At 43.5% G+C, this 25,498-nt stretch carries 19 protein-coding genes and 1 pseudogene; 12 read left to right on the forward strand and 8 right to left on the reverse strand.

All coding sequences use genetic code 11. From position 1 onward, the window contains the following. Positions 1–69 precede the first annotated feature (69 nt). Together psbC and AC5JL8_RS06345 are read left to right on the forward strand one after the other, a co-directional pair. Positions 70–1,458 carry a photosystem II reaction center protein CP43 gene (gene psbC, locus AC5JL8_RS06340; protein ID WP_495878938.1) on the forward strand — a complete coding sequence of 463 codons (1,389 nt, stop codon included), beginning with the start codon at positions 70–72 and terminating at the stop codon, positions 1,456–1,458. A 618-nt stretch (positions 1,459–2,076) separates the two neighbouring features. After that, the gene (locus AC5JL8_RS06345; RefSeq protein ID WP_495878939.1) at positions 2,077–2,262 is read left to right on the forward strand and encodes a PCP reductase family protein; all 186 of its coding nucleotides are present in this window, start codon (positions 2,077–2,079) and stop codon (positions 2,260–2,262) included. Between the two features lie 95 nt (positions 2,263–2,357). Here AC5JL8_RS06345 and AC5JL8_RS06350 read toward each other — a convergent pair whose 3' ends face one another. Then, positions 2,358–3,194, reverse strand: a complete 837-nt coding sequence (locus AC5JL8_RS06350; protein WP_495878940.1) for an SWIM zinc finger family protein — start codon at positions 3,192–3,194, stop codon at positions 2,358–2,360. Positions 3,195–3,410: 216 nt separating this feature from the next. Beyond that, complete coding sequence (locus AC5JL8_RS06355) at positions 3,411–5,627, reverse strand: tetratricopeptide repeat protein (RefSeq protein ID WP_495878941.1); 2,217 nt, start codon at positions 5,625–5,627, stop codon at positions 3,411–3,413. A 105-nt stretch (positions 5,628–5,732) separates the two neighbouring features. Between AC5JL8_RS06355 and AC5JL8_RS06360 the strand changes: the two genes are divergently transcribed. Beyond that, positions 5,733–6,272 carry a hypothetical protein gene (locus AC5JL8_RS06360; RefSeq protein ID WP_495878942.1) on the forward strand — a complete coding sequence of 180 codons (540 nt, stop codon included), beginning with the start codon at positions 5,733–5,735 and terminating at the stop codon, positions 6,270–6,272. Here AC5JL8_RS06360 and AC5JL8_RS06365 read toward each other — a convergent pair. The 3 genes and pseudogenes from AC5JL8_RS06365 to AC5JL8_RS06375 form a co-directional block, all read right to left on the reverse strand. Then, positions 6,269–7,045, reverse strand: a pseudogene (locus tag AC5JL8_RS06365) (caspase family protein); the annotation flags it as partial. The gene AC5JL8_RS06360 and the pseudogene AC5JL8_RS06365 overlap by 4 nt on opposite strands. 18 nt (positions 7,046–7,063) lie before the next feature. Beyond that, positions 7,064–7,210 (reverse strand): hypothetical protein, encoded by a 147-nt coding sequence (locus AC5JL8_RS06370; RefSeq protein ID WP_495878943.1) that lies wholly within the window; start codon positions 7,208–7,210, stop codon positions 7,064–7,066. An 83-nt stretch (positions 7,211–7,293) separates the two neighbouring features. Next, the gene (locus tag AC5JL8_RS06375; RefSeq protein ID WP_495878944.1) at positions 7,294–10,566 is read right to left on the reverse strand and encodes a sll1366 family intein-prone helicase; all 3,273 of its coding nucleotides are present in this window, start codon (positions 10,564–10,566) and stop codon (positions 7,294–7,296) included. Between the two features lie 157 nt (positions 10,567–10,723). Here AC5JL8_RS06375 and AC5JL8_RS06380 point away from each other — a divergent pair, with 157 nt between their 5' ends. The 4 genes from AC5JL8_RS06380 (at position 10,724) to AC5JL8_RS06395 (ending at position 15,622) form a co-directional block, all read left to right on the forward strand. Next, positions 10,724–11,269, forward strand: a complete 546-nt coding sequence (locus AC5JL8_RS06380) for a GNAT family N-acetyltransferase (RefSeq protein WP_495878945.1) — start codon at positions 10,724–10,726, stop codon at positions 11,267–11,269. A 101-nt stretch (positions 11,270–11,370) separates the two neighbouring features. Further along, positions 11,371–13,527, forward strand: coding sequence for a polyribonucleotide nucleotidyltransferase (locus tag AC5JL8_RS06385; RefSeq protein WP_495878946.1), 2,157 nt, complete (start codon positions 11,371–11,373; stop codon positions 13,525–13,527). Positions 13,528–14,122: 595 nt separating this feature from the next. Next, positions 14,123–14,758, forward strand: coding sequence for a Uma2 family endonuclease (locus tag AC5JL8_RS06390; RefSeq protein WP_495878947.1), 636 nt, complete (start codon positions 14,123–14,125; stop codon positions 14,756–14,758). A 600-nt stretch (positions 14,759–15,358) separates the two neighbouring features. After that, the gene (locus AC5JL8_RS06395) at positions 15,359–15,622 is read left to right on the forward strand and encodes a DUF3146 family protein (protein ID WP_495878948.1); all 264 of its coding nucleotides are present in this window, start codon (positions 15,359–15,361) and stop codon (positions 15,620–15,622) included. Positions 15,623–15,703: 81 nt separating this feature from the next. Here AC5JL8_RS06395 and AC5JL8_RS06400 read toward each other — a convergent pair whose 3' ends face one another. From AC5JL8_RS06400 to ntcA, 3 genes are all read right to left on the reverse strand, one after another. Next, positions 15,704–16,153 (reverse strand): pre-16S rRNA-processing nuclease YqgF, encoded by a 450-nt coding sequence (locus tag AC5JL8_RS06400; RefSeq protein ID WP_495878949.1) that lies wholly within the window; start codon positions 16,151–16,153, stop codon positions 15,704–15,706. Positions 16,154–16,371: 218 nt separating this feature from the next. Beyond that, positions 16,372–17,865 carry a DUF3084 domain-containing protein gene (locus tag AC5JL8_RS06405; RefSeq protein ID WP_495878950.1) on the reverse strand — a complete coding sequence of 498 codons (1,494 nt, stop codon included), beginning with the start codon at positions 17,863–17,865 and terminating at the stop codon, positions 16,372–16,374. Between the two features lie 168 nt (positions 17,866–18,033). After that, on the reverse strand, positions 18,034–18,705 hold the full coding sequence (gene ntcA / locus AC5JL8_RS06410) for a global nitrogen regulator NtcA (RefSeq protein ID WP_010998529.1): 672 nt from the start codon (positions 18,703–18,705) through the stop codon (positions 18,034–18,036). Between the two features lie 378 nt (positions 18,706–19,083). Between ntcA and fabI the strand changes: the two genes are divergently transcribed. From fabI to AC5JL8_RS06435, 5 genes are all read left to right on the forward strand, one after another. Further along, positions 19,084–19,860 carry an enoyl-ACP reductase FabI gene (gene fabI / locus AC5JL8_RS06415; RefSeq protein ID WP_495878951.1) on the forward strand — a complete coding sequence of 259 codons (777 nt, stop codon included), beginning with the start codon at positions 19,084–19,086 and terminating at the stop codon, positions 19,858–19,860. A gap of 133 nt (positions 19,861–19,993) precedes the next feature. Beyond that, positions 19,994–20,635, forward strand: coding sequence for an imidazoleglycerol-phosphate dehydratase HisB (gene hisB, locus AC5JL8_RS06420; RefSeq protein ID WP_495878952.1), 642 nt, complete (start codon positions 19,994–19,996; stop codon positions 20,633–20,635). Between the two features lie 157 nt (positions 20,636–20,792). Further along, the gene (locus tag AC5JL8_RS06425; RefSeq protein ID WP_495878953.1) at positions 20,793–21,776 is read left to right on the forward strand and encodes an ABC transporter ATP-binding protein; all 984 of its coding nucleotides are present in this window, start codon (positions 20,793–20,795) and stop codon (positions 21,774–21,776) included. Between the two features lie 477 nt (positions 21,777–22,253). Next, positions 22,254–23,726, forward strand: a complete 1,473-nt coding sequence (locus AC5JL8_RS06430; protein WP_495878954.1) for an SLBB domain-containing protein — start codon at positions 22,254–22,256, stop codon at positions 23,724–23,726. 120 nt (positions 23,727–23,846) lie between these two features. Continuing rightward, on the forward strand, positions 23,847–25,490 hold the full coding sequence (locus tag AC5JL8_RS06435) for an alpha/beta hydrolase (RefSeq protein ID WP_495879059.1): 1,644 nt from the start codon (positions 23,847–23,849) through the stop codon (positions 25,488–25,490). The last annotated feature ends 8 nt before the right edge of the window (positions 25,491–25,498 follow it).

The raw sequence follows: 25,498 nt of genomic DNA on the forward strand, positions 1-25,498 counted from the left end.
TCCGTGCTTGGATGGCTCCTCAAGATCAACCCCACGAACAATTTGTATTCCCTGAGGAGGTATTACCTCGTGGTAACGCTCTCTAATAGACCTGCGGTCATGGGCGGTGGCCGAGACATAGAATCAACAGGTTTTGCCTGGTGGTCTGGTAACGCTCGTTTGATTAACCTATCTGGCAAACTACTTGGTGCTCACGTTGCCCATTCTGGTTTGATTGTCTTCTGGGCTGGAGCAATGACTTTGTTTGAAGTCGCTCACTTCATCCCTGAAAAGCCCATGTATGAGCAGGGCTTAATCCTGCTACCTCACCTCGCTACTTTGGGCTGGGGTGTTGGTGCTGGTGGCGAAGTCATCGACACGTTCCCCTACTTTGTTGTTGGTGTACTCCACTTGATTTCCTCAGCTGTGCTAGGTTTCGGCGGTATTTATCATGCCGTCCGTGGCCCAGAAACTTTAGAAGAGTATTCTTCCTTCTTTGGTTACGACTGGAAAGACAAGAACAAGATGACCAACATCATCGGGTTCCACCTGATCATCTTAGGAATCGGTGCGCTCCTGTTGGTGCTGAAGGCTATGTTCTTCGGTGGCGTATACGACACCTGGGCCCCTGGTGGTGGTGATGTTCGGGTAATTACCAACCCGACACTGAACCCAGCTGTTATCTTTGGCTATCTAATCAAGTCTCCTTTTGGCGGCGAAGGTTGGATTGTCAGCGTTGATAACATGGAAGATATCATTGGCGGCCACATCTGGGTTGCTTTCATCTGTATTGCTGGCGGTATCTGGCATATTTTCACCAAACCTTTTGCTTGGGCGCGTCGTGCGTTCATTTGGTCTGGTGAAGCTTACCTCTCCTACAGCTTGGGCGCTCTGTCCCTGATGGGCTTTATTGCTTCCTGTATGGTTTGGTACAACAACACCGCTTACCCCAGTGAATTCTATGGCCCTACGGGTCCTGAAGCTTCTCAAGCACAAGCTTTGACCTTCTTGATCCGTGACCAACGCTTAGGTGCTAACGTCGGTTCTGCACAAGGCCCCACAGGTCTAGGTAAATACCTGATGCGCTCTCCAACTGGTGAAATCATCTTCGGTGGTGAAACCATGCGTTTCTGGGATTTCCGTGGCCCTTGGTTGGAGCCTCTACGTGGCCCCAACGGTCTTGACTTAGAAAAAATCAAGAACGATATTCAGCCTTGGCAAGCTCGTCGCGCTGCTGAATATATGACTCACGCTCCTCTGGGTTCTTTGAACTCGGTAGGTGGTGTGGCTACCGAAATCAACTCCTTCAACTACGTATCTCCTCGTGCGTGGTTGGCAACTTCTCACTTCGTTTTAGGTTTCTTCTTCCTCATTGGTCACTTGTGGCACGCTGGTCGCGCTAGAGCAGCAGCAGGTGGTTTTGAGAAAGGTATTGACCGTGAGAATGAACCAGTAATGTTCATGAACGAACTTGACTAGGTTGAAAGATTTCTTTCATCACTGACAATCAAATGCTTTATAGCTCTTGTGTAAAAACAAGAGCTTTTTTATGACTTAATAATATTCAGTTCTACCAACCTTATATCAATATAATATTCAGTTCTACCAACCTTATATCAATTCATATTATGTCTTTTCAAATAACCGTCATTGCGACCGTAAGGAAGCAATCCCAAAAACCTGGGGATTGCGTCGTTTCGCTTTGTTCCACTCGCAATGACATATTAAGGGTGATTTGCCGGACATCATATTAATAAATTATTCGTAAGGGCACAACATTGTTGTGCAACGCCACATCCTACCCTGCGGGAAGCCCTTTGGGTTCGCAGTCGCCTGCGGAGGGAAACCCTCCCGCAGCGCTGTCTCACCACCCTCCGGGTGTCTACAAGTCTGGCGACCGAACAAAGTGGCTCCCTACCCATCTGTCGTATTCTTTTTCAAATTGGTATTAGATTTTGAACTATACCATTGCGCTTTAATATGACACAATCAGATTTATAATAGACAGATTTAAAAGATGCAGCTTGTTAATTTCTATTGGTAGATTGGCATAGCTGTTGTTATTAAAAATAGTTATTGAATGAAGGAGTACTGTCTATGACTGATTCAAATTTTCCAGGCACTTTGCAATGGACAGTTGAAGCTAAAGCAAAGTTAAAAAATATCCCTTTCTTTGCCCGCACTCAAGCGAAAGCGCGAATTGAGCAGCTAGCTCGTCAAGCAAAGCAAGAAGTTGTGACAGCAGATTTGGTTGAGCAAGCAAGGCTGGAGTTTGGACAGTAAGGGGCTTGAACTGTTTACTTGGATGTTAAAAAATAAGTTTGCGATCGCCAATACTAAACTACAAAACTGTGGGTTAAGAGTATGCAATTGCTGATTTAACTTTCTCCTAAATTCATTGCTGCTAAAACAGCCTTCTGCCTCACATCTTGGTAAACAGTTTGCAAATACTTCATTACTACATCGCCTGAAGTCAAATTTCCCGCATTTTCCTCTTCCTTGCCTAAGGGAATAGGGCCTAATACATCGAGTATTGTCTCGCTAACCGTAGGCGCAATTACTACTAGAGAAGACTCTAACGGCTCATTGTACTGCCAGAATGAATCAAGCCTGACTGCGGATTCATTATTAGTAATTTGCTGTGAAACCTGAGATGTTTCCGTTGTAGAAACTTCTATCTTGCCACTACGTAATTTGCGTAAATCGCTGAGAATTTGCTCTTTAGTACGTCCGCGCAATTGAAATAATACAAACGGGTCTTCGCTGAAGCGATCGCCTAACTGATAATAAATTGCTCCAACATGCTTACATGGGTTTGCTTTATCAGGACAAGAGCATTTGCTGTGGATATCTGACAGAGTAAAGGGAAATAAAGAAAGCCCATTTGTTGTAAATACTTCTTCGATATTTTGTGGCATTTCTCCTGCTAAAAGTTTGGCAGCAAAAATCGCTCTTTGGGACATAGTTTCAATGACATAACCCCATTGTTCATCGCTAAATGGATCGAGGGAGAGAGAAACTTTATAAGGTTCTACTTCGCTACCTTGTACCCTAGCCAATACTTTTGCACCTTTAAATTCGATGCTCAGTACATTACCTTGACGAGCATAGTTTCTCGCACGTTCTAAACGCTTTTTAAAACGATAAGAATCTAATAAATCTAGCCACCGTTGTGACCACCATTCACGACTTGCTTGCAAAGTGTAATTAGTCATAATCAATATCAAAGTTCAAAATTAGAGACTGGAAGGGGTTTCAATAAGTGGTTCAGCAAAATTATTTATGTTATTGCGAGCGAAATGAAATGTAGCGAAGCAATCCCAAACCCTTGCGATTGCTTCATTTCGCTTCGCTTCATTCGCAATGACAAATGTATATTAATTTTGCACTACTACTTACTAAGGGGAAAGGGGAAAGGCTGTAATTACGAATTATTCTATCCCCGCCTTGTGCCGCAACCGCTCGACCAATTGGCGTGAAAACTCCAAGTTCTGAGCGCGCAGGCGCTCTCGGATTTCTAGGGCAGCGTGTGCCAAGGGTAGCGCCTCTGCGTAGCGCCCCTCTTTCTCTAGAACTTGCGCCAGCCCCGATTGAGCGCTAGCCACTAAGTTTTGTTGCTTCAATTCCTGCGCCAGCCCTAACTCACGCCTGTACCAAGAACGGGCTTCTGTAGGGCGGTTGCGGTCAAGGGCAAGAAGTCCCAAGTTGCCGCAATAATTTGCTTGTGCTTCTTTATCTCCCAGCTTTTCTTCTATCGCCAATGCTTGCTTGTAGTAGGACTCGGCGTGATTATATTGTCCCTGCGATCGCGCAACTAATCCCAGATCGTTGAGGGCGATCGCCTCATCCTTTTCCTCCCCCAACTCTCGGTAAATTGCTAACGCCTCCTGGTATAGCCGCTCCGCCTCCGCCCAGTTCTGGCGTTGATCTGCAATTATTCCTTGGAACCGAATTGCAATAGCCCTGTCCCGACGGCTAACGCCCCGTTCCATCACCTCTGCCATCTGAGCCGCCCAACTTGCTGCCCGCTCTGTCTCTGCGCGATTGTAGTAAATCCAGACAATATGAGAGGCTCCCCGGCCAGCATCGCTCCAGTGACTCAGCGCCATTCCTGCCTGATATGTCCACTCACCCAAGCGCACCACCTCATCCCAGTAACCTCGAAAGAAGAGGAAGTTAAACAAAGTGTTTTCCAAATCAATGAGCATCTGGGCAGCCTGTCGGTCTTTGAGTGTACCGGGGATACCAGCCATCTCCCGCAAGGTTGTCGCCACGCCCTCTAGATTCTGCCACTCAGCTTCTAGCTTGTCATGGGTCTGATAAGCATCTTTGTCGTCACCCCCATACTTCTGGGCGTAGTCTACCCAGTAGTGCAGAACTTCGCGTTGGGCAGCAGAGTCAAAGTGAATTCCACCCGCTAGAGGCTGTGTCTCTATGGTATCTGTCTCGTCCATAGCTGCTTGAATATAGGTGCGGGTAAGGGGGTGCAACCCAAACCGTTCGCCATCCAAGTCATTCACCAAAGATAAAGTGACTAACCGCTCAACAGCAACTTGGATTTCCGTGAGGAGTAAATTTGTAGCATCTGCCAGTGCTGCTGTTGTTGCGGGTGTTCGGAATACAGCTAGGGCAGACAGCACTGTGCGGTCATTTTTAGTGAGAGTTTGGACAGCATCGGCAAATAGAAAGCCGTAGAGGTCGGCGGAGTTGGCAGCATTCCGCAACCTTTCTAGAGCAACGCTGATAGAGTAACCTTTGTGTGCCACGTGTCCCAGCGTCCAATCAAGCGCTAGGGGATTGCCACCAGCAGCTTCATATAAAGCGGTCAATATCTCTGACTTGGTTGCATTTAGTTCTTGGGCTAGGCGGGGGTATGCTCGTCCCTTCGCTTGCATTAACTCTAAAGCTTCTGTTTCTGAGAGACGGTCTAAGCGGATGGTGAGAGCGCTTTCCCCTGTACGGCGGCGGCTGGTGATAATAGCTTTATTGGGGGTGGGCAGCTTCCGCAGAAACTCAGCAATCATCTCGCGTTCTTCTGTATTCAGCGTTTCCAGGTTGTCCCAAATCAGCAAGGCGCGCCTTCCCCGTAGGGCATCTAAAAGGGCGCAGCGGCGTTCGGTGGAATCAGTCATTTTGACGATATCTGTCTGCCCTAAGCCTTTGGCAAATTCTCGGCAGAAGCTATCAAGAGAAGATAGAGCGAGCGTTTCTTGCCGCACTCCCTCAGTTGAGAGCCAGGTAGTCTTGGCAGAAGCAAACAGGTAGGCATCAAACAGTGCTTGCTTACGAGCAAGGTGTGCTACCTCCAGGGCCAACACTGTCTTGCCCATACCACCAATACCATCGATCGCCACACCCCAACCCCGTTCCTCTGGTGAAAGTGCTTCCATACAACGGGCAATTTCTGCTTTTCGTCCCACAAATACATCGTTATAGCGGGGCAGGTTATCAGGCACAGCTAGCGTGCGCTTTCCCTGTAACTGGCTCAATCGCGCCTCTAGGCTAGTAACTTCTTTTTGTTTCTCCTCCAGTTCGATTTGCAAATCCACTGGAACTCGAATTCCATAACTAGCTTTTTCTTCCTCTAATATCTGAAGGGCGCGACGGGCACGGTTGAGAGTTCGCTGTAGCGCTTCTTGATCATCCATAGAGTTATATAAAAAATAAATCTAAGGGACTTGCAAATAACAAAATATTCAATTAATGCTTGTGGGATAACCTCTCTAGCTTATCTGAGTGCCAGGGTTGGCAAGATGCCCATCTTACAAGATTGTATAATTTTTTCACGGCATCCCCAAAACTCGGCAGTTCGTGTTCAAAACTCGGCAGTTCGTGTTCAGAACTCGGAAGTTGGTGTTTGGAACTCGGAAGTTGGTGTTTGGAACTCGGAAGTTCGTGTTTGGAACTCGGAAGTTGGTGTTCAGAACTCGGCAGTTCGTGTTTGGAACTCGGAAGTTGGTGTTCGGAACTCGGAAGTTCGTGTTTGGAACTCGGAAGTTTGTGTTCGGAACTCGGAAGTTCGTGTTTGGAACTCGGAAGTTTGTGTTCAAAACTCGGAAGTTTGTGTTCAAAACTCGGCAGTTTGTTTTTGGAACTCGAAAGTTGGTGTTTGGAACTCGGAACAAGAACAATACACCTCTTGCATAAGTGATTTTATCGGTACGGCAGTTGCTTCAACGGGGGGAAACCCCGCAATGCGCTGCCTCGTTTATCTGCGTTTATTGGCGGTTAATTATTTTTTTTGGACTTTTGCAAGAAGTCTAAACATTATCGGATATGTTTGTTTAATCTAATCCTGTTTTTTATGCCGAGACTGTAATTCCATTACCTGACGGCGTTTTTCTTCCAATTCAATTTGCAAATCCACTGGAATCCGAATTCCATAGGAAGCGGCTTGTTCTTCCAAAATTGCCAATGCTCGTTTTGCTCTTGCGAGTGCAGGTGTTACTACTTCTTGATCGGTCATAATTTTAGGCGAGTCTGGGGTTGAATTTGGTAGTCCTTTCCCTCCCCGCAACATGGCAATGGGGAAATCTTCCATTGCTGTATCAAAAAACGGCGTTTGTTCTTTTTGCCATAGGGTTCTGGCGCTTTCTGGCACAGTTTTACCCAAATGATTGATCAAGTTTGAGAGCATGACTTTGGTATCCCCTGGTTGATTGGCGGCTCCCTGCAATGCCTCAATGAGATGATAAGTGTAGAGGCTCATACTTCCATCAGGACGTATCCAGGAAACCTGATTACCCCTGGAGGAGGTAAACACCGCCCGTCCTTCGCCCTGCTTTAGTGCCTCCACTACCCCCTTGGGCAATGCCGTGGCGATAAAATCAGCAGGTAGTTCGCCTTTAGAAGTCGCCATACCCTCTGCATGACAACTATCAATTACTACCCACAACCGTTTTGCCTGAATCTGCCGCAAGGCTTGAGTAAATTGTTGGGCAGATAGGGCGCTGTTAGCAATATCTGAGGATTTGAAGTCATGTTGCAGCAAATAATAACACTGGCTTGCTAAGTCAAAGCACCCATGACCAGAGTAAAAAACTACAATTGTTGCATTGCGATCGCCAGCAGCTTTTTCCTGTAATCACGTTAATCCATCCAAAATTGCGCTGCGTGTTGTTTGCTCATTCTGTAATAAGCGAATATGTTCTGAATCATCCAAATAAGCACACAAATTTGGGTCGATTAGCACCGTCTTCAGCGCTTGCACATCTTTGACTGTGACAGGCAATGACTATTTTGGTTCGGCTGTTCTGCCAACCCCAATTAACAAGGCATAACCGTGAGCAAAGTGGTTCGACATGATGGCACAGTTTATCCTTCATCCTCTTCAATTACTGCACTACGATCAAGTAATAGTAAATTACGGAGTTGGTCTGTATCTAGTTCAGTTAACCACTCTTCACCTGCGCCTACGACTTGTTCAGCTAGTTGTTTTTTACTTTCAATCATGTCGTGAATTTTTTCTTCTAATGTGCCAGTGCAGACAAATTTATGTACTTGCACATTACGGGTTTGCCCAATCCGAAATACTCGGTCTGTGGCTTGATTTTCTACTGCGGGATTCCACCATCTATCAAAATGGAAGACGTGATTTGCTCTAGTTAAATTTAACCCTACACCACCAGCTTTTAATGAAAGAATCAGAATTGGTGGCCCTTGAGGATCGTGTTGAAAACGGTCAATCATTTCCTCACGTTGTTTTTTACTAGTGCCACCATACAAAAACAAAGTTTCGCGCCCTAGCTGTTTTTCTAAATGTGGTTTGAGTAATTTGCCCCATTCAGCAAATTGGGTGAAAATTAAAGCGCGATCGCCTTCTGCCAAAGCCTCTTCTAGCATTTCATCTAAACGCTGAAGTTTAGCTGAATGATATTTGTCTAACGTCGTTTCTTTTAAATATTGGGCTGGGTGATTGCAGACTTGTTTAAGCTTGATTAGTAAAGCTAAAATCATGCCTCGTCGTTGTAGTCCAGTTGCATTATCAATCTCAGCTAAAGACTGTTCCACCACTTTTTGATAAAGTGTAGCTTGTTCGGGAGTAAGACCACAAAATACTGTCATTTCTTGCTTATCTGGCAAGTCTTGAATAATATCACGATCTGTTTTCAGTCGCCGCAAAATAAAGGGTTGGACTAATGAGCGCAATTGGTTTAAAGAAGCTGCATCACCATACTTTTCAATCGGCATGGCAAAACGTCGTTGAAAAAATTGCCGATTACCCAAATACCCAGGATTGAGAAAATCTAAAATAGACCATAGTTCTTGCAATCTATTTTCTACTGGTGTTCCAGTCAAAGCTATACGAAATGTTGCTTCTAATTGTCGGGCTGCCTGTGACTGCTTGGCTTCAGAATTTTTGACATTCTGGGCTTCATCTAAAACTATTGCTTGCCAAGAAACACTTTGCAATGATTTGACATCTCGGTGAATTAATGAGTAACTAGTCACGACTAAATCATGCTTTTTCACTGCTTCTGTAAACGCCTTACCTTTGGGGCGTTTATCACCGTGATACTGTAAAACTTTGATTGTAGGAGCAAATTTCTTAACTTCCCGTTCCCAGTTCCCTAAAACAGAAGTTGGGCAAACTAGCAGAGTTGGTTTTTCCAATGCATCCTGTTCTTTAAGGTGTAGAAGAAAAGCGATGAACTGCACGGTTTTTCCCAGTCCCATATCGTCGGCCAGACAAGCACCCAAGCCCCAACGTTCTAGGAAAGCAAGCCAAGCCGCACCTCGCTGTTGATAAGGTCGCAACTGTCCTTGAAAATTTTTTGGTGTTGGCAAAGGCGCGATCGCCTGATTGTTTGTTAGCGCCCCAATTAACTCTTGTAATGCCCCAGATGCCTCAAAACTCACCACAGGTAATTTCTCAATTGCCTGGGTATCCCCAGTACTCAAGCGCAAAGCATCTTCTAAGGAAAGCGCCATTTGGTCTTTACGAGAGGCAAAAAAGGTTTGAGCTGTCTTAATATCTTGAGGACGTAACTCCACCCACTCGTTATTGATTTCTACCAGTGGGCTATTCAGCGCTACCAGCCGATCAAACTCAGCTTTAGAAATAGTCTGTCCGCCAATTGCCAATTTCCACTGAAAATTCAGCAAACTCTGCAATCCCAAGCGCCCTTGTTTTTTGTTTGGCGTTTCGGCAGTAATTTTTAAACCCAAACGATTTGCCCATCCCTCACGGTTCGCCAAACTCGGAGGCAAAATCACTCCTAAACCACTATCTTCAAACCTCCAAGCAACAGACTTGATAAATTCGTATGCTTGCATGGGGTTAAGACTGCAAGATTCGGGATTTTCTGTTTCTAAGCTAGCTGCTAGTGGCGGATACAGTCGGGAAGCTAACCCCAAACCTCGTAAAAAAGTTTCTTGGGGTTGTTCGATGGTGCGATTTTGATAAGCTAATTGTTCAACTGGGTGCTGCCAAATAGTTGCTGCATCAACCAAAAACTCTGGGTCATCTGCCGCTTGCAGGTAATATGCCAATGTCCAATCTGTTTTTCCATCATCTGGAGAACGTAATTGCAAGCAGGTACGAAATAAAGCTTTATGAGTCAACTGGTACTGCAACGGCATAGTCCAAGACTTTAGTACCGCCTGTAGCCGTTCTACTTCAATTGGATCAGCGTTGACTGTGTTAGATACGTTACTTAAAGCTTGCAACCACTGCCGCACCGCAGATGGTAGAGATGCCATGACTCTGGTTTCAATTGGCAGTTGGGAACCAATCATTTCTCGTACTTGAGCATCTATGGTACTGTTGAGAAATTTCAAAAGTAATTCTTCAGGTGGTAAGGGTAACTCTATATATAGTGGAGATTGGGAAAATTCCTGAGTTCCTGATTCTTGCTGATAAGTGCGACAAGCCAATGGCATTAACTGGGAAAACTTTTCCAACCTTGTACCATCGACAGCACTATCTAAAAGTACTTGCCAATTAGCAACTATCGAATCAGCAGATTGTTGAATTGTTGGTAAAAACTTACACCTTGAGATTAAATCTAAACTCCAACGGGCGACCTGCGACCAGAAACGCAAGTCTCCTCCTAAAAAACTATCCTCGTCGCTAATTGTACTTAGAGGAAGAGAAGAAAGAAATTTTATTGCTGTGGCAGGATTGAGATAAAAACCCTCGACTCGCCAAGGGTGAAGATATGGTGATGAGTCTGTTGGTAGTGAAGATTTTAATTGCGTCTCTACAGCGGCAGAATGTATTGGAAAAATCGCTGTTGTGCCTTGTTGCTCGCTATTTGAGATATCAGTAGGTAGAGCAATTATTTGGGAGTGTGTTGGTATTACTTCTCTAACACTTGTATTTGAGCGTGTTGGCTTAGTTTCTCCTTTCGAGGTTCGCCTAGCACCTAAAGCCACTTGGGGTTGCTCGATTAAATTGGCAATTTTAATGTTCCGCGATCGCAACCACTCACTCAATTCTATTGATGTCATTGCCAATGGATGTAATTGTATATCTCCAGAAGCACTAGAATCAAAGTTATCTCTTGACGAACGCCAAGTTTCTCCCCAAATGAATAAACAACTATCTTGATTTTTTTGTAACCAAATACCGTGTAAAATTGCCATTTTTCAACTATTTATATATTTGCCAAGATGAAGTATTAATCAGTAAAGCTATAAATTCACTTTTGATGCCATTTGCTAATTGTCAACATTTGATATAGCCAAATTTCTTATATAATAAATATCTTGACTAATGAAGTGTTCTAAAAAAATATTAATCATGAAATTGCCTCTTCATGAAGTTATAAAAAATGACATTGTAGTAGAACTAGATTATATACATCCTCAAGAGCAGGAGTTAGTTAGAGCATTACTAAATCTAGTAATTATTGAAGGTAGAACTTATCCTCACGAGCAACCTCTATCTCAAGCAGAATTTGCGGCTTACTGGTTGAGTCATGATGCCTTTGTTGTTAGGAAAATTGAACCAGGCACTACACAAAGATCCAAAGAAGTGTTAGGGGCATTTTACTTGAAACCAAACTTTCCCGGTCGGTGTAGCCATATTTGTAACGCTGGTTTTATTGTACAACCACAGCTGCGAGGTCAGGGCATAGGCAAATTTATGGGAGAAGCTATGCTTTTAATAGCAGCTAGCCTTGGCTACGAGGCGGTAATGTTTAATTTGGTCTTTGAAACTAATATACCTTCAATTACACTGTGGCAAAAATTAGGATTTGAGACGATTGGGCGCATTCCGCAAGCAGTCAAGCTAGCAGATGGGCAGATGATAGACGCCCTAACAATGTATCGTGCTTTGCGTTGACAAAGTTGTTTATCTTTGTATGTAGCCCAAGCCAGCCATAGTGCATAAATGTTAGGATTGCCACAGAGAGAGAATAGCGAAAGAGAAGGAAAAAAAACTGAATGACAGAAGTTGATAAGTCAATATCCTTCGACGGACGGGATATTCGACTGAAGGTTGGCCTACTGGCTCCCCAGGCTGGTGGGTCGGTTTTGATACAATCAGGGGATACAGCTGTTTTGGTGACGGCTACGCGATCGCAAGCCAGAGAAGGCATTGATTTTCTTCCCCTCACAGTAGATTACGAAGAAAGATTGTATGCCGCGGGTAGGATTCCTGGAGGAATCATGCGGCGTGAAGGTCGTCCACCAGAAAAAACAATTCTCACCAGCCGTTTGATAGACCGTCCCCTGCGTCCGCTGTTCCCTTCATGGTTGCGGGATGACTTACAAGTTATTGCCCTAACACTGTCGATGGATGAGCAAGTACCACCCGATGTACTGGCGGTTACTGGTGCTTCTATTGCTACCCTGATTGCCCAGATTCCGTTTAACGGCCCAATGGCAGCAGTACGGGTAGGCTTAGTAGGTGATGATTTTGTGATTAATCCTACCTACGCAGAAATTGAAGCTGGAGATTTGGATCTGGTAGTAGCAGGTTCACCAGAAGGCGTAATCATGGTAGAGGCGGGAGCCAATCAGTTGCCAGAACGAGATATTATCGAAGCGATTGATTTTGGCTATGAAGCAGTAAGGGACTTAATCAAGGCACAACAAGATTTAGTCGCAGAACTAGGTCTAGAAATTGTGAAAGAAGTGCCCCCAGAGGTAGATTCTACTTTAGAAAACTTTATCCGCGATCGCGCTAGCGATGAGATTAAAAGAATCCTGGCGCAATTTGAATTAGCGAAGCCAGAACGCGATGCCGCTTTGGATGTTGTTAAAGAAAACATTGCCGCTGCGATCGCTGAACTTCCTGAAGAAGACCCTATCCGTGTTGCTGCAACCGCAAATAGCAAGGCACTTGGTAATACTTTTAAAGACATTACCAAACACTTCATGCGCCGTCAAATTATCGAAGACAACGTTCGCGTTGATGGTCGCAAACTAGATGAAGTGCGCCCCGTTTCTTGCCTAGTTAGTGTCTTACCTCAAAGAGTTCATGGCAGCGGCTTATTTAACCGGGGACTAACCCAGGTATTATCTGCCTGTACCCTTGGTACTCCTGGAGATGCCCAAAACCTCAACGATGACCTGCAAACAGACCAATCTAAACGCTACTTACATCATTACAACTTCCCGCCCTTCTCAGTTGGCGAAACTAAGCCGATGCGCGCCCCAGGTAGACGTGAAATCGGTCACGGGGCACTAGCAGAACGAGCACTGTTACCTGTGCTACCACCTAAAGAACAATTTCCTTACGTAATTCGCGTTGTATCGGAAGTACTTTCTTCCAACGGTTCCACTTCAATGGGTTCAGTATGCGGTTCCACCCTTGCCTTAATGGATGCTGGTGTGCCAATTCTCAAGCCTGTTAGTGGTGCAGCCATGGGTCTGATTAAAGAAGGCGAAGAAGTGCGCGTCCTAACTGACATTCAGGGAATTGAAGACTTTCTGGGCGACATGGACTTTAAAGTAGCCGGTACAGATACCGGGATTACTGCCTTGCAAATGGACATGAAAATCTCTGGTTTGTCCTTAGATATCATTGCCCAAGCCATCCACCAAGCCAAATCAGCTCGTTTGCACATTTTGGACAAAATGCTCCAAACCATCGAGCAACCGCGCACAGAAACCTCACCATACGCCCCACGTCTGTTGACTATTAAGATTGATCCAGACATGATCGGTCTGGTCATTGGGCCTGGAGGCAAGACAATTAAGGGCATCACCGAGGAAACAGGTGCAAAAGTTGACATCGAAGATGATGGCACCGTAACGATTTCCGCTGTAGATGAGAGCAAGGCGAAAAAAGCCCGTAATATCATCCAAGGTATGACCCGCAAGCTCCATGAAGGGGATGTCTATGTCGGTCGCGTGACTCGAATTATACCCATAGGCGCGTTTGTAGAGTTTCTGCCTGGCAAAGAAGGCATGATCCATATTTCTCAACTAGCTGACTACCGGGTTGGCAAAGTTGAGGATGAAGTAGCAGTTGGCGATGAAGTGATTATCAAAGTCCGTGAGATTGACAATAAAGGCCGGATTAATCTCACACGCTTAGGTATCCATCCTGATCAAGCAGCTGCGGCGCGAGAAGCAGCAGCAGTAAATCGGTAAATCGATTTAGGATTTTAGATGTTATCTAAAATCCGCGATGCCTAAGAAAAAGGCATCGCTGTATGCTTCTTTAATCAGTTGGCAAGATTATTAGAACTTGGTAATAATTTGCCCATTCGATATCACAAATTCGTATGCTTCTTTAATCAGTTGGCAAAATTATTAGAACAGCCGAAAGACTAAAGTTGCGACTAAAAGAACAAAGCCTGCTTTTGCAGGCTTGATAAATTAGATAATTTTCCAATCAGAAATTAGGGATTTTTGTTGATGGTGGGTGGTTTGATGACGAATGTAATTAGCTATCTGCATACATCATCTCTAACCGCATCGCCATCTGAAAAATTCATGAGGTTTAATTTTATCATGAATCATCAAATGGAGTGTCCACCATATCCGAGTTTTGGTGGGTATAGCCATAATTAAGTGCATTTTAAAAATCAAATAGTAGTCGGAAGCAGAAACGGGCAAATAAACAGAATTATGCCATCAAACGTAAGGGCTACTAAAACCCTCTCTATTTCTGCTTTCTGCTTGGACTTAACAATAAATATTTACACCAACCTATTTATACCAGTAGAAAGTCTAAGGTTAAAAAATGATTCAACCCTTACGCAAACTACTAACATTTGAAGAATTCGCCCACTGGAAACCTGACGGTGAACGCTATGAGCTGCATGATGGAGTAATTGTTAAAATGCCACAACCGTTGGGAGGTCATGAAGAGGTTACAGGATTTTTATCTATAGCACTGAGTGTGCAATGCTATCAATCAGGTCTTCCCTATATCATACCTAAAACCGCACTAGTCAAGCCTCCCGAAAATGAATCAGCTTACTCGCCAGATGTGCTAATAATCAACCAAGCTAATCTTATTAATGAGCCATTTTGGAAAAAAGAATCGACGGTAATTTACGGTACATCAATTCCTCTAGTGGTTGAAGTTGTCAGTAATAATTGGCGGGATGACTATCACACCAAAGTTGGTAAATATGAAGAAATAGGTATACCTGAATATTGGATTGTAGATTATCTTGCGCTTGGCGCTCGTAAGTTTATCGGCAATCCCAAACAACCTAGTATCTCTATTTATTTTTTAGTTGAGGATGAATACCAAGTTACTCAATTTAGGGGTACAGATCGTATTCAATCACCAACTTTTCCAGAGTTGAATTTAACTGCTCAACAAATATTTCAAGCTGGGAGTAGTCGCACTGCCTCGTCTACTCCGTAGTCAACGTCACTCTAAAAAAGATAGGGTATTCGATTTTTTCTACGTTGTAGCGACTTCAGTCGTTGAGCTTAGACTTAATATAAATTAATTGTTTATTTCACGAATAAAGGTCAGCTTCCAGCTTTTTCAAGATTGTTTTATGACTCATATTCTTGGGGTTGGATGTTTAATTGTGTCATAACTTTTAACCTACTTAAAGAGCTTGGTAACAATACTGCTACTCAACTATCGCTGCTTCTACAAGTGGCTAACAACCGAACAAAGACTCATAACAAAATTGCGAAATTCAGAATCAATAGGGAAAAACACTCTTGTTGTTCTAGTCTAAATTCCCCTAGTCTGTGGAAGCTAACTGAGTACACTTCACCGTAAAAAGGTTTGGAAATATCAAGGGTTTACTTCGTTCTACCCAACCTACGATTGATTAAATTCCATACCCTTTTTGTGGTTGACCATACTTAGTCTGTGTCGCTGCGACTTCAGCCGTTTGGCTTAACCTACAAATACTCACTTTGTCAGTTTCTAGATTTAAGCTATGTTTGGTAATAAATGAATTAGCCTACGCGGTTAGCTTTTATTCCAAACTTGTTATACAGCATTGTGAGTGCTAAACGTCTGCCAGAAACCATCGCCCGTGTCAGGATTACCCGCCAATCTTGGCAACACGGCCTTCTTGAGGGCGAAGTGAGTGCGGGTGAATATGAGTGGCAGTTCCAATGGCATTTTAGCCGGGGAGAACTGTCTGTGAAGCCTTCCCAAGGTCGCGCCTTAATTAAAGAACCCCTAGGTCGCTTCTTGGAAAAACAAGATTATCAATTAGAGCCAGGAGGAGACTATGCCTTTACTATTCGAGCTGAACTTTAATGATTAATTATTTGCCATTTGTCAGTAGAAGCTAACAAATAGAGATAGTTAGCAAATTATTGCTGACATCAAATTCAGCAATCAAGATTCAGAACTTATACCAGCTAGGCGACTTAAATATCTTTCAATTAAAAGAATGGCAACAATGTCATCTATTGGTCGTGGTGGTTGCCGCATGCCCTGTGGTAATAATTTTGTTAGTCCTTTAGGAGGATGCATCTGCCAATAGCGATCGCGTGCTTCTAAGCTAGTGTAGCGCTCATCCACTAAAACAATATTCAGCGGCTCTGCTAATTCTTGCCGTAGTTGCTTTTTCCACTGCTTGGCGGTAGTTTGATCGCCCATTACCATCAAGGAAATAGGAAACTTCTGACGTAGCTTTTCAATCGTAGCGATCGCCTCGCTTGCAGATACAACTTGATGATAATGCAGTTGCCGATCCAGTCCTAATACCGCTAAACCACACTTATCACGACCGGGATCAAAGCCTAAAATGACTGGTTGTGTCGGTGAGAATTCACGGAGAGTCATAAGTAATTCACAATTCACAATTCAAAATGTAACAACGAATTTCTTATTCAGCTTTCTGGCAATTTATCATCTCCAAGTTATATTTATTTTGAATCCAAAGTTTTTATCAAAAAGCTGTTAACTTAATTTCAAACAAAACTACGTATTTAAAGTTGCTATGAAATGATATTAGATAATCAGAAGCTCATTAAACCCTGCTAATATATGTTGGTTGTTTTTCAGGTGCTAAAAACAACTTGCCCGTTGATTATTGCTATTAATTTGACTTTTAGTGGCCCCGCTGTATAAGTATCTTCTGCCGCGATCGCTTTGATTTCTATAAGTTGATCGGATTGCCTCAGTTGGGAAACAAAGCGAAGAAAAGTACCATCTATTTGCACATTTTCAATAATTCCAGCATTACGAGCGCGAAATTGGGAAGCAGAAATCAGCAGATCCAGTCGTTGCCGTAGTTGGTAAGATGTCATGGTTTTGGGATCGGCAGTAGTTGTAGCTAATACCTGTCCCCCTGAAAAGACTAGTTGATTTCGCGCTGTATCTGCAAAAAATTCTATCTGCTTTTCTCCCCTGACGTAATTACCAGCAGAGAAAATTCGCATCACGTATTCTCGTCCATCATCAATCTGCTTGACTAATTGCTCAATTCTATCTTGGGTAATATGCAGCAACTCTAGATTATTTACGCTATTTTCCCCAGGTTCAGTTAATTCGAGGTTAGCATTCCGGTTGGCTTCTTGTAGCAGTTGCATAACTGCCTGACGAGCCGCAGCAGCTTGGTTAACCTGAACAACAGCAGCAGCCAAAACTTGACCGCGAACCAAGGCAAGCTTACCTAAACGCAGATCCCGGTACGACTGATAATATTTTTCCAGTCTCGCCACTTCTTGTTCTAGATAGTTCTGCTGCCTTTCCAATTCTCTAAGGCGAGATTCCCGTTTGGCAATTACTTGCTCCCTTGCTGCAACTTCGGCATTGCGCTTTTGAATTAGTTGATCGAGACTGGCAATCTTTTGATCCCGTTGTTCAATAGCTTCTTGCCTGTTGGCTAATTCGCGATCGCGTTTTTCAATAGCTGTTTTGGCTTCATCAATGGCTTTTTTGGCTTCAGCGTACAGTCGTTGCCTTTCTGTTTTGAGTTGTTCAACTGCTGCCTGCAATGCCTTTCTTTGATCGTAAACGCTTTGAAGTTCAGCTATTGCTTTTTGATATTGAGCTACAACTTGGTCTAATTCGCTTTGAGTGCGCTGGAGTTGAGCTTGCGTTTGGGCTTGTTGAGAAATAGTACGGTTGAGTTGGGCTTGCGTTGCCTGTTGTTTGGCATTAGCTGCTTGTAAAGACTGATTAATTGCCTGCAAGTCTCGTTGAGCTTTTACTTGCTCCTTTCTTGCTTGGTTAAGTTCACCCTCTACTTGGCTTTTCTGAGCTTCCGTGGTTTTTAGCTGTTCACGCTTGTTCCTGAGGTCTGTTTGAATATCTTCTAACTCAAAGACTCCCTTGCGTAACCCTTCGTCAGCAGCAAATAAAATTGCTAAAGTTGATGCCGAAATTAAAGTTCCAGTAAAAATCGTTACTAGTACAGCCGTATTTTTAGGGCGTAGCTTAAAGAGTGAGAGGCGCGCCTTGCCAACCCGTGTGCCGATACGATCACCCACGGTGGCAAGCATGCCTCCCAAAATTAAAATTGCTGCGATGAGGATGTACCCGGTGGTCATCTTCAGCTACCGAAATGCTTCCAGATACAGCCTACTACTTTCAACCATTTTTTGTGGGGGACGAGGGATTGGCAATAGCCGAATTTACTCAATTTTTTAGATTTACCTCCATGTTAGTGCCATTTCTAAAAACACAATACGTGTCACCTCTGCTTCCCCCAATTGCTTTTAAGTGAATTGCCTACTTAAAGTAACAGGTTTATGCACAGTAATCTTCTTTTTGTGGATGGAAATCATCTTTTTTTCTCGCAAATCTCCAAGTAACCTGGTGACGGTAACGCGAGTAGAACCGATTGCTTCAGCGATCGCCTGATGAGATAGCTTCAAATCAATTGTGATCCCATCAGCGCAAGGAACCCCAAAATCACGGCAGAGAATTAACAAAAAACTCACTAACCTGGAACCCATATCTCGGTGAGCGAGAGTTTCAATCATCATCTCTGTTTGTAAAATTCGCGAAGACAAACCTCGCAGCATCAACATTGATAATTCTGGATTTTCCTTGAGTGCTTGCTCCACCTGTTCAATTGGAGCTGACAGTAATTCTACAGGCGTAAATGCAACGGCATGGTAAAACCGATCCGACTTGTTTCCCGTTAGCAGCGACAACACACCAAAAACGCTATTTTCCCGCAGCAGTGCTACTGTTATTTCTTCTCCTGCCTCGTACACCCTGGAAAGTTTAACAGCACCTTTCAAAAGAAAATAAACTCGTTCAGCAGGATCGCCAGGAAAAAAGATCGTTTTATTTCGTTCAAACGTTTCCACAACCGGCGGAAAAGCTCCGGTTGCCATTTGACGGAAAACATTTGCTAGGGCTTTATCTTGTGTCACGATCATCTCCCTTCCCCTACCCAATGCCGGAAAAACAAAAACTGATTACCTAAGAATACACCTGAAAAATCAATAAAGCACCGTCAACCTTTCTGTACTTTCCTATACTCAAAATTAATGCTTTATAGTTATTTGTTTATAATGATACATAATTTTTGATATTTTTAGTGATTAATCCTTGAATATGGCTTAAATTAGCTGTATTAAAAAGGTTTTTTAAAGACAAAATCAAGATAAATTGAGAATATATAAAGGATTAATCAGTAATTTTATTGTATTAAACTGTCTTACCAATAATCATTTTTACAAATCCTGTAAAAAACAAAGACAAACTAGCCTCAGATTCTAGTATGCTCCTAATGATTGTTCACATTAACAATTGCTATGCTAAATCTGACTGGAAAAAATGCCCTTGTCACAGGTATTGCAAATAACCGCTCGATCGCCTGGGGGATCGCTCAACAACTACACAAAGCCGGAGCTAACTTAGGTATTACCTACTTGCCAGATGAACGAGGCAAGATGGAGAAAAAAGTTGCTGAATTGGTAGAACCCCTTAACCCCAGCTTATTTCTTCCCTGTGATGTCCAAAACGACGAACAAATTCAATCTACTTTTGAAACAATCCGCAATAAGTGGGAAAAACTAGATATCCTCGTCCACTGTCTGGCCTTTGCCAATAAAGATGATTTAAGTGGTGATTTTAGCCAAACATCACGCGCTGGCTTTAACACGGCGCTACAAATTAGCACATACTCACTGGTGCAATTGAGTGGTGCAGCTAAACCTTTGATGACAGAAGGAGGAAGTATCCTCACCCTCAGCTATTTAGGCAGCGTCAGGGCAATTCCTAACTATAACGTCATGGGTGTTGCTAAGGCAGGATTGGAAGCAAGTGTACGTTACTTAGCTGCTGAAATGGGGCCACAAAATATCCGAGTCAATGCCATCTCCGCCGGGCCAATCCGTACTTTGGCATCAAGCGCGGTAGGAGGAATTTTAGATATGATTCATCATGTCGAGCAAGTTGCGCCCCTGCGACGCACAGTAACTCAATTAGAAGTAGGCAATACTGCGGCTTTTTTATGTAGTGACCTGTCCAGTGGTATTACAGGACAAGTCCTATATGTGGATGCAGGATATGAAATCATGGGAATGTAAGGAAATTGGGGATTGGGGATTGGGTATTGGGAAGAAGAGGCAGAAAAGAGGAAATGACTGTGAGTTATCCCTGCACTCTTTCCTAGTCCCCAGTCCCTAGTCTCTAGTCCCTAGCCCCTAGTATCCATTAACTATGCAAATCAGCGATTACCAAATTAATTCACACCACAACCAGTCAATTCCAAACCTGCGGATTGCCACTGTCCATCGCACTACCGGCGAAACCGATATACAAGTCACTATCAACCTCGATGGTACAGGGATTTGTAAGGCTGCAACAGGCATTCCATTTTTGGATCATATGCTGCATCAAATTGCTTCCCACGGGCTGATTGACTTGGATGTCCAAGCACAGGGAGACTGGGAAATTGATGACCACCACACCAACGAAGATGTGGGTATTACTTTAGGGCAGGCTTTTAGTAAAGCTCTAGGTGATAGGAAGGGTATTAATCGCTTTGGGAATTTCCTCGCGCCGCTGGATGAGGCATTAGTTCAGGTAGCACTGGACTTTTCTGGTCGCCCCCACCTCAGTTACGGTTTAGAGATCCCTACACAGCGGGTAGGAAACTATGATACCCAACTGGTACGCGAATTTTTTGTAGCATTAGTGAACCACAGCCAAATGACATTGCACATTCGTCAGTTAGATGGTATAAATTCCCATCACATCATTGAAGCAACATTTAAGGCGTTTGCCAGAGCAATGCGGATAGCGGTGGAGATAGACCCCCGTCGTGCTGGCATGATTCCTAGTTCTAAGGGAGTTTTGTAAAGTCATTGTGTGTATCAATTAGCTACCCAGTTGCCGATAATTGCCACACTTAGTTGTGTTTGTTATTGCTATCAACTGGGTAACCTGTATTTAATACCGAGTTACAGCTAAGTGTGACTTTGGTAGTTAGTAATTGCTAATTGATAATTAAACCAAGATGAAGTCTGTTGCAGACGCGCCCGATGCTCTACTGAATACTAGAGACACTCCGCCAGTAGTCCTAACTTCTGAGTTGCGGAAAGTTTATCGAACTGGCTTTTGGCTGAATCAAAAAGTTCTGTCTCTTAAAAGCTGTTCTTTAACCGTTTACCAAGGGGAAACTTTTGGGTTGCTAGGCCCGAATGGTGCTGGTAAAACCACGCTTTTAAAACTATTGCTGGGAATCATTCGCCCTAGTTCTGGGCGAGGATTATTATTAGGTAAACCATTAGGCGATCGCAGTGTCAAACAATGCATCGGCTACCTACCAGAAAATCCGTATTTATATGAATATCTCACCGGTTGGGAATTTTTGCAGCTAGCCGCTGGACTATTCCAAATTCCCCACAGGGTACAACGCCAACGCATTCCCCAACTTCTGGAATTAGTTGGTTTATCCTCGTTCGATACCCGTAAAAAGCAGATGCGGCGATACTCTAAAGGTATGCTACAACGTGTCGGTATGGCACAGGCGCTAATTAACGATCCAGAATTGGTATTTCTAGATGAACCAATGTCTGGTTTAGATCCTGTGGGACGCTACCAAATGCGGGAAATTATCCTAAAGCTAAAAGCAGCAGGTAAAACAATTTTTTTCAATAGTCATATTCTCAGTGAAGTTGAGCAAGTTTGCGATCGCGTTGCTATCCTTGCTCAAGGTGAATTAATTTGTACTGGTTCCCTCAACGAACTCTTAGGAAGCTCTGGCACATATCATGTTAAAGGTCAAGGTGGTGACGGCGAAATTCTCAAACAATGGTTACCCAGTTTAGTTTTTAACTCTGATGGTTCTTGGCAAGGTACATTACAAGATGATTACTATGATTTTTTATCAAGTCTTCGCCTAATGGGAGGGCAAATTATTACTATGAACTTGTCCCGTACCTCTCTAGAAGAGTTTTTTATCCAACAGATCCAACAAAAAAATAATTCACTTCACTAGTACAGCACGGCGTAAATAAACCACCTATTGTAAATGTCTGAAAACCTTGCGAAAAGCTAATTACCAATTCCGCGCAGCGGTACTAGTTTAGTTACCGAAGAGCTTTGCAACTCAAAATATACCTAATTATGTTGAAGTAGTGGCCAAGAAGTACAGATTATTTCCGGTTCTACTTCTGCGACTATTTTTTGCGATAATATTATCTAGAAAAATGATATTTAAGCTCATATTCCTTGATCCTCTAGCAAAAAATGTAAGTATAATCACAATGAACTTTGTAATCTTCTTGTATCGAAGCGGATTAAGCTTTAAATTAACTTTACTAAAATTTCAAATTCCATCAATAAATACTCCTCCGGAAAATCAAGTTTTTCTAAGAAAATAAGAATGTTGGGAAACTTAAATAATTCCGTATAGTCAAGATTAGAATGTTTAGACAGTACTTTAGCAATCATAGTTTAAGAGCTTTGGGTAAATATGCTTAATATAGGTTTGCTGAAATTCCTTACCCAATCAACCATGGGTGTGGCTTTGTTAACGGCTGTCAATCTCGCTGTGCCATCTGCTGGCTCTGCTCAACCAGGATCACCTAATAGAACTCCAGTATCGCCTACTACTCAGATAGCCCCAGCTACTACATCAATAGATACAAATTATGCATTAGGCGGCGGCGATCTTATACGTGTAAATGTATTTGAAGTGCCGGAATATACGGGAGAATACCAAATTCCCCCTGGTGGCTCGATCAATCTACCTTTAATCGGTAGCATATCAGTTCTGGGGCTAACAACCGAACAAGCTGCTGACGAAATTGCTCAAAGATACTCTCGCTTTTTAAAACGTCCGTTGATTTCAGTGAACCTTTTATCACCTCGTCCGATTAATATTTTTGTTGCAGGTGAAGTGACACGTCCAGGGGCTTACACTCTAAGCTTGCAAGGAGGCGCTGGAAACAATCCAGGTGTACAATACCCGACTGTATTGGCAGCACTAACAACAGCTCAAGGTGTGACCTTGGCAGCAGATGTTACCCAAGTTCAATTACGCCGTAAACTTGGACGTAGCGGTGAGCAAACGGTCTCACTTAATTTGAAGGAACTCATCCAAACAGGTAGGATAGGGCAGGATATTACCTTAAGAGATGGCGATACCATTGTTGTGCCGACTGCAACTAACTTCAACGTCGCAGAAGCACGGAATTTGTTTGCAGCTAACTTTGCCGCCGATCCTAGCAGACCCCGTACAGTAGCAGTAATTGGTGAAGTAAACCGTCCAGGTTCATATCTTGTTACCTCAGGAGCAACGACTGGACAAGACGGGGGAGCTGCCGGCAGCGGTTTGCCAACTCTAACGCGGGCAATTCAATTAGCTGGTGGGATTACGCCACAAGCCGATATTCGTAGTCTCAAGCTTCGCCGCCCTACAAGAGTTGGTTCAGAACAAGCTATAGATATTAATCTCTGGCAACTCTTACAAAGTGGTGATGTTAACCAAGACGTGATTGTGCAAGACGGAGATACGATTGTAATTCCGACTGCAACTGAGATTAACCCAGCAGAAGCTACTCAATTAGCTACGACTACTTTATCTCCCTCAAGAATCCAAGTTGGTGTAGTCGGGGAAGTTAAAAGGCCAGGAACTGTAGAAATTCAACCAAATAGTTCATTAAACCAAGCATTACTAGCTGCTGGCGGATTTAATGATGCTAGAGCTAAAAGTGGTGCAGTAGATTTGATTCGTCTTAACCCCAATGGTTCTGTAACTAAACGTGTAGTGCAAGTTGACTTCTCCAAAGGAATCAACGAGCAAACCAATCCTATACTCCGCAATAATGATGTGGTGGTAGTCAGCCGCAATGGTACAGCTAGAACTGGTGATACCCTCGGTGTTCTGTTCAATCCTATAGGCTCGATCTTAGGTATTCTCAGAACTTTATTCACCGGATTTTAGATGTGACTATAAGCTGGGGGCACTGTTAATCATTTCTGTCCCCAGACTGCAACAAAACCGGATATTGGCCAGTCAACGTTATGAGTTATGAACTACTGTAACTAATAACTAATGGCTAAGATGCAATTTCGGTTTGGCAAGCAGCAGCGTAAAATTTCCTGGGTGCAAGGGTTACTATGCGGCATGACCATTGCTTTAAGTTGGGCTGGACAAATACCCGCAACTTTAGCAGCAGAAAAGGTTACTATCCGCTTAGGCCCATTTCAGCAGTCGCTAGCGATCGCTGACTTAGAAAAATTTGCTAAAACAGGGAAACTACCAGAAAATCTGGAAATTTTTGGCTCTTTGTTAACTCCCCAAGTGCGAGAATTACTGAATCGGCGTTTACAAGTAGATCCAGCTTTTGCAGATAAATTCATTGACGAATTAGTGCGATCGCCACAAGGCAAACAATTAGTCGCATCATTAGGAGCGGCAATACCAGGTAGTACAGTAGACAGCCTCCAGGCAGCACTTAACCTCTCGCTACGACAAATTAACGGTTTGAGTGTTGTTGGCTTTTTGCAAGCCTACCCAGAGGAAAATGTCACCGTAGACGCAACTAAAGCGGTTCAACTCGCCGTAGAATTCAACGGCAACTACCTGCAAAGCCAAGCTCTTGGTACTCTACTTGAACGAGAGTTAGCTGTCAAAACTAATACATCCTTTCAGCCTCAATTCGATCCAGCTGCGAGCGGCAAAAACACAGTTCAACAGCAAACACTTATCCTAAGAGACCAACAACGGAAACGGATTATTCCTGTAGACATTTATTCGAGTCGTGGTGACACACAAGCACCACTTGTTGTTATTTCCCACGGACTTGGTGCCAACCGCAGATTTTTTAGCTATTTAGCGCGTCATTTAGCTTCTCACGGCATCACTGTTGCTGCAATTGAACATCCAGATAGCAATATTAACGCCAACATTACAGCCTCAGAACCAGTTAATTTGGCGAAACTGCTTCCGGCTACCGAATTTATTGAACGGCCAAAAGATATCAGCTTTTTGCTTAATGAACTAGCGAAACTGAACACCCAATCAGGGCAACTTCAGGGAAAATTTAACACTGAGAAAGTAACTGTTATTGGTCATTCCTTGGGTGGTTATACAGCCTTGGCTTTAGCCGGTGCAGAGGTAAACTTAGAGGAATTACGACAATTCTGTCAAACTTCTCTTTCTTTTAACGAAGCGCCTGGCGATTGGTTGCAGTGTGCAGCCGCTCCTTTAAAAGAGAAGAAACTACAGTTACAAGATGAGCGGGTTAAGAGTGCGATCGCCTTCAATCCTGTGGTTGGCAAACTCTTCGGTAAAAATGGCCTAGCTCAAGTTACTAACCCAACATTAATATTAAGCGCAACCGAAGACGCTTTAACTCCAGCCTTGAAGCATCAAATAGCCCCTTTCGCCCAACTGCAAGGCCCAAAGTATTTGATTACTGCCATTGGTGGTACTCACTTGAGTATTAGCGATCCCGCCTATTCTGGAAGTGCAGCCACTACTCTTATTAAAGAAAAGCGAGGCGAAGAAACTAATTCTTTACGCCAATTGATTCGTGGTGTCACATTAGCATTTACTAAACAACTAACACCAGAAGCAGGCATTTACCAACCATTTCTGACATCAGACTACGCTCAATCTCTTTCTACGCCTCAATTACCTTTACGGCTTAATTCTGATTTGCCAGGAAGTATAAAACCTTGGCTGGGTTTGGTAATTGACTAAAATGTACG

The organism is Mojavia sp. (assembly GCF_059505145.1).